The sequence below is a fragment of the Enterococcus sp. genome (assembly GCF_022711995.1).
Taxonomy (GTDB): Bacteria; Bacillota; Bacilli; order Lactobacillales; family Enterococcaceae; genus Enterococcus_D.
On the sequence record NZ_JALAHI010000054.1, the window covers coordinates 1 to 8,733 of the forward strand.

The window sequence follows — 8,733 nt, forward strand, 5'->3', positions numbered from 1 at the left end:
ATTCTTTAGTTCTTTTATAGGTATCATGATACTTGTGGTTTTTTAGAACGATAGGAGATCGTAAGTCATGAAAGACGTCGCCTTATTTTTTTTGGTTTCATTGGCCTTAGTTATGGTAGGAACATCACTGGTCGTTGCTGATCAATCAACGAATGGTGAGACAAAATTATCGATTGTCAAAAAAAGTGATTGGATGCTCTATATTCCCGAATATCAGGTCATTACGTCAGATGACGCTGAAATAAGCGAAGTATGGGTTTCAAACAGTGATACTCCCCATGAATACATCTACCAAGTGAAAAAGGTTTTATTTTATGAAATGAAATAATCGCTAAGCAGAATATCAAAATATTGATAAAAGACTGTTTTTGACTTTTTAGCAGAAAAATCATCGTCTAATCCATACGATAGTTTATTTATAGGAGGAAAAGGTATGAAAAAAATGATTGCAACAGTTCTATTGTCGCTCTCATTGTTTAGTTTTGGAACGGTCATGGGGATTGCGGATGACCAACATGGAAATACGGTACTAACACTGGAAAACGAGGATGAATGGGTCTTACATATTCCGGCTAGTCAGCCTATTACTGAAGCAGTCACTCAGATTGGTAATTTATGGGTATCTGGGGAAGTTTCTGCTGACCACTATGTAGAAGTGAAGGTTCGAAAAAACAATGTATTCACAGATACATTAAACCCAAGTAATAAATTAGATTATGTGCTTTTTGAAGAAGACGGACAAGAGAACAAAATCATTTCAAACGTAGATACAATCAATTTCTTTTCTCAACAAATCTCTGATGAAATAAAAAAGATGTTGCTGATTCAGATTCCTCAAGAACAATTTGATAATATGAAGGTTGGAACATACCAAACAACCATTTCTTTTTATGCTGAAGTAAAAGCAATTACCAAATAACTTTTTTGCAGAGTCAAAAAGTGTTTTATGAAGTTTTAAGGAAAAGTAAATCACCACTCATTTTTTAAGTATTTAAGCTATCTTTTACACTTTTTAAATCAATGCCTATTAAGCAGAACGAAAAGACTAAGTTCTGTTAATAGGTTTTTTTACACTATCAATAGGCTAGAGACTGATCGAGTTGAAATCTGAGAAATAATCATAAGAAAGGACTATAATCAAATGGTCATTAAAGACAAATCTAAAAAAAAGCGTTTAGGTATTTTTCTCTTACTCGCACTTTTGCTTCTTCTTGGCGGAGCAGTGGGGCGCAAACTGTTTTTCAATCAAACCGCTGAAAATTCTCTGGAGACAGAAGGTGTTTCTTGGGAAGGAAAAAAAGAGACCTCCTCAAAAGCTAAACCCTCTTCCATCGCGATTCCAGGTTATGACTCAATGACGCTGAAAGCTGGTTCACTTGAACAAGCGGTAAATTTTTATAATCCAGAAGAAAATGATTGCTACTTTAAAATCAGTCTAAAGCTACCGGATGAGACAACGATTTGGGCGTCTAAGCTGATTGAACCCGGAAACGGTCTATACGAAATCAAACTTGAGCAGATGGTTGCGGCAGGTGAATACGAAAATGCCTTATTGGAATATCAGTGTTTTACCTTTGACGAAAAGCAAAGTGAACTGAATGGATCAGCCATCAAACTAAAGTTGATTTTCCAATAAATTGAAACGGATGAAGTCAATCAGTGGAATACTGGGCGGTAGCGAACCGAGAAAATCAAAGTAGGTCATTTAAGAGAATTTCTATGATTATAGAAATAGACCCAAAGGGGTTCCAACCATTTCAACACATAATGTTGTAGCCAACAAAGAAAGGGTTTTTAAGATGGATAGTATTTACTCTCAAATCGTTCCCGAAGATGTCTTGCTCGAAATTAGAATTTCGGAATACTTAATGAGAAAAGCCCGATACGTAGCGACTGAAGAAATACGGAAAGAGTTCAATCTCTCAGGATTTTATACAAGAAAAATTATCCGGACTTTAGAACAAGATATCAAGGAGTACAATAACTCGGGATTTGCTATTGATGTCTCCTTGAGAGGAGTAAAGCTAGAAGTACCAATCGGCAGAGACCTAAAGTCCTTTTTTATTTATATTCTAGAACCAGCGCCACGGCTGAAAATTATTGAATATGTGTTACATAATAAATTCAAAACAATTGCCCACTATGCCCTCGAGAATCATATAAGTGAAGCGACAGCAAGACGCCACTTAAGAGAAGTGCGAAGCATTTTAAAGCCAATATCGATTGGCATTGCCAGTAAAACCTTTGAATTTACTGGTGAAGAAGGTCAAATCAGGATGTTCTTACTGGTATTTTATTGGAAAATCAATCGTGGGTTGTATTGGCCTTTCACCACAGTTTCGGAGAAGAAAGTGGAAATGATCGTCAACAATTTTAAGAAGCATTCTTTTTTCAAAAAGTTATCTCTCTTAGAAAAGAAGCGCGTGATGTTTCTTTTTGCTATCTGTCAACTTAGAATCAACTCTGGTAACCGAATGAACTATGAGCACATTCCAGAAACCTCGCAAAACTATGCCAACTTAAAAAGAGTTATTAAAGCAGCCAATATTATGAGCGAGATCAAAGAAGAGGAAGTTTATTTTGCCTACCTAGTCTTTAAAGGACTCGGATTGTTCGCAAATATGGAAGAAGAAATTGCCTTTGAAGTGGCGCATTCGCAACCGGCTGGATTAGCGACCAACTATGCGATCAACAAAATGAGAATTTTGCCTTTAGATGATAAAGCAGCTGTCGCCCTTTTTTCTAGCCATTCATTTGCGAATATTCTGAATCATTTCCTCTGTGATTTGGATGGCGAAGATTATTCTTTAGCATTTACAAACTATTTTCCAAATTTAAAAGCACACCTTGAGCGTTTTTTTGACTTAGCTTATAAGGAGACCCAGCTGGCCTTATTCAAAGAAAAAAGTTTTCTGACCATACAATATACGATGTTACTAGCAGATTTACCCCAAAGGTTAGCTCTGGAAAGGAAAATCACCATTTATTTAGAAACCACACTGCCTCAATCTGCTGAAAATTTGATTGCTAAGCAAATAAAAATCTATTTTCAAACAAAGTATCACCTGATCTTTGTGTCTCCTGCCGATGTCTTCAAAAAAATGGAAATCGATATCGTACTGACGACCATCCCATTATCGGATTACCAGCAAATCTATTCAAATGCAGAAATCATCGCGATCAACAAAGAACTACACGCCTCGGATTATGAAAAAATTGAAAAAGTCTTGCAGTCATTTCTGAAAAGGTAAATGATTCTCAGCATCTCTTGATAGCAGGGAGCTGAGGATTGGAGGCCTTGATCAGAAATGGCTTTTTTGATGCCAAATTGAGGGAAGATTAGCGCTTAGGAGGACTCGTTAAAAATGTTGGCACTCTTTTAACTTTTAAGAGAAGTTTAAGAGAAGTTGGCAGCGGCTTTTCTCAGTGAGACTTTCTTATTATTCATATACTTTTCAATTAGAAAAGCGGCACCTGCTAATCGGCTTGTTTTTAATACGCTTGATGGTAAAAGAAAAACGGCGCTGAGTTAAAAGGAAAAACAGCTTATATGAAACAGTCATTTATCGCAACGAGGACCATTTTGATAAAGAATGATACAATAGTAGTTGATAACGAAAGAAAAGGAATCCAGCCTATGCTATTAACAAAGAAAAAGCTCTGTCGCTTAGCCGCTCCATATAATGAAGGCGATATGAGTATTGGTTATGCCGAGTCACAAAGTATGGAAAGTATTAGCAGCAATGTGATCTTACTTGTGGATGATCGCCAAGTGATTATTCTATTTTTGAACTTTTTTCAAACAAAAGTCATCGATCACATTGCTTACGCAAGAAAGGACCTAACCAATGAGCAATTAACCCAAGGGTTCAACGGGTTAGATGTTGTTTGGCGTTTTACCGTCCAAAATAAAAAATGGCGTTTTCGCATACTAAAGAAAATAGTGACGTTAGGGAAAATGCAAAGAGAATTGATCGAACGGCTCTAAAAGAGTCAACGAAATTTCATTCCAGAAGAAATTTAAATAGGAAGTAAGAGTGACAACTAAGAACAATAATTTAAAGCAATAACTAAGAGCAATCAGATATGAAGTAGGATTGCCTTTTTTTTCATGGATTTTAGTAAATAGCTGACCCTACAGATAAAAATAGGCGGAAAGGCAAAACGACGATTGCATTTTGCAAACTGGAAAGGTAAACTATTTTCAATGAAGAAAGGAGACAAACCATGTTAACGACTAAATTTGGTGAATTCACCTACAACAATCCTTTTATGAACGCATCTGGGGTTCATTGTATGACCACAAGTGATTTGGAGGAGCTTGCAGCATCCGAAGCCGGTTCTTTTGTGACAAAAAGTGCCACGTTAGCGCCACGAGAAGGTAATCCGGAACCGAGATATGTGGATCTTGCTCTAGGTAGTATCAATTCAATGGGATTACCTAATAAAGGCTTAGACTATTATTTGGATTTTGCTATAGAAAAACAAGAAGCAATGGCACCTGAATCACCTTTCTTCTTTTCTGTTGCAGGAATGAGCGTCGAAGAAAATATTGAGCTTCTTAAAAAAATTGAAGCTAGTAACTTTCAGGGCATTACGGAGTTAAATCTTTCCTGCCCAAATGTACCAGGTAAGCCGCAAGTGGCTTATGATTTCCCTTTGACTAAACAAATTTTAGAACAAGTGTTTAGCTTTTTTACAAAACCTTTAGGCGTGAAACTGCCTCCTTATTTTGATTTAGCACATTTTGATCAAATGGCTGAAATTTTGAATCAATTCCCTTTGACCTATATCAATTCGATCAATAGCATCGGAAATGGCTTATATATAGATATTGATACCGAAGCGGTTGTCATCAAACCGAAAAATGGTTTTGGCGGCATCGGTGGAGAGTATGTCAAACCAACAGCATTAGCCAACGTTCGTGCTTTTGCAACCCGACTAAAGCCAGAAATCAAAGTAATCGGAACTGGCGGTATTCGTTCAGGTCAAGATGCCTTTGAGCATTTATTGTGTGGGGCCACAATGCTACAAGTAGGTACCGAATTGCAAAAAGAAGGACCAGCGATTTTTGCTCGTCTAAAAAAAGAGTTGGCTGAAATCATGACCGCTAAAGGCTATACATCAATTGATGACTTCCGAGGTAAGCTTCGTTCGCTGTAATCGATTTGCGAAACACTGCTGAAGGAGGAACGACATGATCGAATTTAGGAAGGCAACTCTTTCCGACTTGCCAGAAATGATGGTTTTATTTGAAATGGGAATACAATCGCTAAAAAAACAAGGATCACCACAATGGCAAGATGGCTATGGTCCCAATCATGAAAAAATCGCCGAGGATATCAAGAACCAAGAGAGCTATGTATTGTTATACGATGGACAAATGGCTGCCTCCGCCGCTTTAGTTAAAGGCGTAGACCCGGTTTATACCGCAATCACCGGGAAAGGGTGGATTGGTGAGGGGCCTTATGCTTCGATCCATCGCGTAGTAGTCAGTGATCATTTTCGAGGCAAACAGTTAAGTGCACACTTGCTGAAAGCGTTAGAAGAAGAAGCACTGGCAATAGGGATTCATGATTTGCGCATCGATACGTACCAAGCGAATCTTGGGATGCAAAAAATAATTGCCGGATGTGGCTATCAGTTTTGTGGCCAAATCGTTTTTCCTATTCCCCATGGTGAACGATTGGCTTATCAGAAATTGCTCTAAGATTTCTAGCAAGTCTCACCATTTTGGCTTGTAGAATATAGAAGCAATCAAAAAAATCAATGGGGTTGTTCCTACTGTATAAGTAAGAAAACAAAAATTATTCTTCTGTTTTCTTCATTGAATTTAAGAAATACGATCCGTTCCTGCGTAGTTTTATTATGCAAGGCGGTTTGTATTTCTTTTTGTTTCTTTATTTTTACTTATACGAAGTATTTAATTTGTATAAAAATAGATTGTTATCACTTTCTTTTAATGATCTTCTTATGGTAAAGTTGTGGTGAGTAAAAAATGGAGGAGTATCCAATGAAAAAAAGAAAAAATATGCGTAAAGCATTGGCGATGTTGGCAGCTCTGTTAATCTTGTTAGGTCAAGGAGGACCTGCAGTTGGAGCGCTGACTGTTATGGATGAAGACACAACTGAAGCGGTCAATTCAAGTCCTTCAGAAGGAACGGAAAAAAATGAACCTTCCGAGACATCTGACGCGAAGATCGAAGGATCTGTCGAAGCGACAACTGAAACGACGACCCAACCGAGTCAAAGTGACAACTCAAATGAATTTGAGGACAGCAGTTCAACTGAACCTTCTTCAAGTGATGAAAGCACCAGCACAACAGAAAGTACGAGCTCTTCTGAAAGTGGGACCACTTCAACTTCAACAAGTGGAAGCAGTGAGTCAACGACCGAATCAACGAAAGATTCTACAAGTACGACAGAGAGTGAGTCGTCTTCTGTGAAACCATCTGAAACCAGCGAATCCTCTAGGCCGAATCATACAACGACAAGCTCGTCAAAGGATTCTTCGGAAGTAAGTACGGGTACAGATAATTCTACTGGCCCTGTAGCTCCTTCTTTTCAACCAAGTGGTGCTTCAGTTGATTTAGCGAAGACATTGGTGACAACGCCAACGGATTCTAATTTGAACGGCTATATTTTGCCATTATTAAGTCAATTGGCCAATGAGCGATCGGCAGCATTGATTTCAGAAGCGCTGAATCAACTAGGTAAACCATACGAAAAAGATGCAAAAGGTTCTGGATTTAATAATCTTTCATTGCCTGTTGCTGTTTATCGCGGAGTTTTTGATTTGAAAGGTATCGAATCATATCAACAGCTCAGTCAGGTAGGAAAACAAACATCCTATGAAAAAGCTGTTCCTGGAGACCTTTTGTTCTGGAAAGACGGTAAGCAGTTGGTCAAGGCAGCAATTTATCTTGGACAGGATAAATTGATTATGGCAGATAAGCCTCAAGCAGAGCAAATCGTGAAGGAAGAGAAAGCAACGACAGATAATGTCGGCGTACGAATCTATACCGTTACTAGAAAAACAAGCAGTGAGGAAAACAAACAGATCCTTCAAGAAGACTTGGTAAATCAACCAGATATGGTTGTGCATTTTACTGAATCACAAAAGCTGACCGCTCATGGGCAATCCTTGATCGATAAATATGCCGCTAGCTATGATTTTCGTACAAATCCGCAAACGGAAGCCTTTATCGCTTCCATCTCAGAAGATGCTCGAGAGCTAGGTTTAACCTATGGTGTTTATGCCTCAGTAATGATTGCGCAGGCAATCTTAGAAAGCGGATCTGGTCAAAGCGGATTGGCTGCCCCACCATACTATAATCTCTTTGGGATCAAGGGAAGTTCTGGGAGTCAATCCATCTCTATGATGACAGCAGAAGACAATGGTGCAGGAGAACTTTATTCTATTCAAGCTGCTTTTCGTACCTATACAGGATACAAAGAGTCTTTAAAAGATTATGTGCAGCTGCTGCGGACAGGAATCAGTGGCAACGCTGATTTTTACAAACCAACTTGGCGTTCTGAAGCGAAGAACTATTTGCAAGCAACAGAATACTTAACTGGACGTTATGCCACAGATACTAGTTATAACAATAAATTGAATTCTTTGATTGCTGTTTATGGATTAACAAAATATGATGAAGCTAAGGCTGCCAGTGGTATAGTGATTCAATCAAAAGAAGCGATCCCTAAAGAATATCGTCAATTGTTGGTATTTCCTGATTATAACGGTGTCAATTACAATACCTCCGGCTCCTATCCAGTTGGACAATGTACTTGGTATGCTTACAATCGAGTGAAGCAACTAGGAGGCAGTGTGGATGATTATATGGGCAATGGCGGCGAATGGGGCACTACGGCGAAACGCTTAGGGTACAAAACGGCAACCTCACCAAAAGCAGGCTATCTGATTAGCTTTACCCCTGGCGTTGCTGGATCTAGTTCACAATACGGGCATGTAGCATTTGTGGAAGCGGTCGGCGAGGATGGAATTCTGATTTCAGAAGGAAATGTCATTGATGGCCACACGATTTCTTATCGGATCATTCCCAATGAACTTGCTTACTCTCAAAGCGTCAGTTATATTGCTCCAAAATAACCTTTTAATCAAAAAGTCTCAGAAATAGCGAAAATTCGGTTGTCAACTTCTGCTACAATTGCTAAGATAGAGCACGTAAAGGACGGTGCCGAATGAAAAAACGTATCAAAAAGAAAAAAGTCTACAAAAAATATATCCAAGATATCTTCACGGGATATGAGGAAATGCTGGAAAATCCTGATCTTAAAGAAAAAACATTTAGCTATTTGAAAGAAGAAACAGTCTTGAAACGGGATGAAAATAACCAAATTCGCTTTCGTACTCGGGATATCGATTAAACTGCCGCTTTTAAGGCAGTTTTTTTTATGAAGATTTTTGAAAAAATTTCAGAAAAACACTTGCTCTTTCAATAACATAATGATAAAGTAGAGAACGTTGGCAATTGAGCTGACGGTCAAAACCTTTCAAAAAAACTTTTTGAAAAAAGTGCTTGACCAAATTGAATACAGATGATATTATAACGAAGTCGCAAAAATAAAAAATCAATTTGATGCTGATATAGCAATAAAAAAGATTAAAAAAGTTGTTGACAAATAACAATTCATTTGTTATTCTAATTAAGTCGCTGAGCAAGCGAAAGAAGTCGTCGAAAAACTTCTTCTGAAAAAAACTTTTAAAAA

General features: G+C 38.0%; 9 protein-coding genes. All 9 read left to right on the plus strand.

Annotated features, from left to right (window positions below):
- Nucleotides 1-67 precede the first annotated feature (67 nt).
- Complete coding sequence (locus Q0A12_RS05420; RefSeq protein ID WP_291291646.1) at nucleotides 68-328, plus strand: hypothetical protein; 261 nt, start codon at nucleotides 68-70, stop codon at nucleotides 326-328.
- Nucleotides 329-433: 105 nt separating this feature from the next.
- Nucleotides 434-919, plus strand: coding sequence for a hypothetical protein (locus tag Q0A12_RS05425; protein WP_291291647.1), 486 nt, complete (start codon nucleotides 434-436; stop codon nucleotides 917-919).
- A 222-nt stretch (nucleotides 920-1,141) separates the two neighbouring features.
- Nucleotides 1,142-1,636 carry a tRNA (uracil-5-)-methyltransferase gene (locus Q0A12_RS05430; RefSeq protein WP_291291648.1) on the plus strand — a complete coding sequence of 165 codons (495 nt, stop codon included), beginning with the start codon at nucleotides 1,142-1,144 and terminating at the stop codon, nucleotides 1,634-1,636.
- 163 nt (nucleotides 1,637-1,799) lie between these two features.
- Entirely contained in the window at nucleotides 1,800-3,251 is a 1,452-nt protein-coding gene (locus Q0A12_RS05435) for a helix-turn-helix domain-containing protein (RefSeq protein ID WP_291291649.1), read from the plus strand.
- 386 nt (nucleotides 3,252-3,637) lie between these two features.
- The gene (locus Q0A12_RS05440) at nucleotides 3,638-3,988 is read left to right on the plus strand and encodes a hypothetical protein (protein WP_291291650.1); all 351 of its coding nucleotides are present in this window, start codon (nucleotides 3,638-3,640) and stop codon (nucleotides 3,986-3,988) included.
- A 239-nt stretch (nucleotides 3,989-4,227) separates the two neighbouring features.
- Nucleotides 4,228-5,163 carry a dihydroorotate oxidase gene (locus tag Q0A12_RS05445; RefSeq protein WP_291291651.1) on the plus strand — a complete coding sequence of 312 codons (936 nt, stop codon included), beginning with the start codon at nucleotides 4,228-4,230 and terminating at the stop codon, nucleotides 5,161-5,163.
- 34 nt (nucleotides 5,164-5,197) lie between these two features.
- Entirely contained in the window at nucleotides 5,198-5,710 is a 513-nt protein-coding gene (locus Q0A12_RS05450) for a GNAT family N-acetyltransferase (protein WP_291291652.1), read from the plus strand.
- A gap of 303 nt (nucleotides 5,711-6,013) precedes the next feature.
- Entirely contained in the window at nucleotides 6,014-8,113 is a 2,100-nt protein-coding gene (locus Q0A12_RS05455) for a glucosaminidase domain-containing protein (protein ID WP_291291653.1), read from the plus strand.
- 92 nt (nucleotides 8,114-8,205) lie between these two features.
- The gene (locus Q0A12_RS05460) at nucleotides 8,206-8,391 is read left to right on the plus strand and encodes a hypothetical protein (protein WP_291291654.1); all 186 of its coding nucleotides are present in this window, start codon (nucleotides 8,206-8,208) and stop codon (nucleotides 8,389-8,391) included.
- Nucleotides 8,392-8,733 lie beyond the last annotated feature (342 nt).

What these genes read in the sequence shown, in the direction of transcription:
- Q0A12_RS05420 (WP_291291646.1), top strand. Translation starts at nt 68, where the DNA reads ATGAAAGACGTCGCCTTATTTTTTTTGGTTTCATTGGCCTTAGTTATG.
- Q0A12_RS05425 (WP_291291647.1), top strand. Translation starts at nt 434, where the DNA reads ATGAAAAAAATGATTGCAACAGTTCTATTGTCGCTCTCATTGTTTAGT.
- Q0A12_RS05430 (WP_291291648.1), top strand. Translation starts at nt 1,142, where the DNA reads ATGGTCATTAAAGACAAATCTAAAAAAAAGCGTTTAGGTATTTTTCTC.
- Q0A12_RS05435 (WP_291291649.1), top strand. Translation starts at nt 1,800, where the DNA reads ATGGATAGTATTTACTCTCAAATCGTTCCCGAAGATGTCTTGCTCGAA.
- Q0A12_RS05440 (WP_291291650.1), top strand. Translation starts at nt 3,638, where the DNA reads ATGCTATTAACAAAGAAAAAGCTCTGTCGCTTAGCCGCTCCATATAAT.
- Q0A12_RS05445 (WP_291291651.1), top strand. Translation starts at nt 4,228, where the DNA reads ATGTTAACGACTAAATTTGGTGAATTCACCTACAACAATCCTTTTATG.
- Q0A12_RS05450 (WP_291291652.1), top strand. Translation starts at nt 5,198, where the DNA reads ATGATCGAATTTAGGAAGGCAACTCTTTCCGACTTGCCAGAAATGATG.
- Q0A12_RS05455 (WP_291291653.1), top strand. Translation starts at nt 6,014, where the DNA reads ATGAAAAAAAGAAAAAATATGCGTAAAGCATTGGCGATGTTGGCAGCT.
- Q0A12_RS05460 (WP_291291654.1), top strand. Translation starts at nt 8,206, where the DNA reads ATGAAAAAACGTATCAAAAAGAAAAAAGTCTACAAAAAATATATCCAA.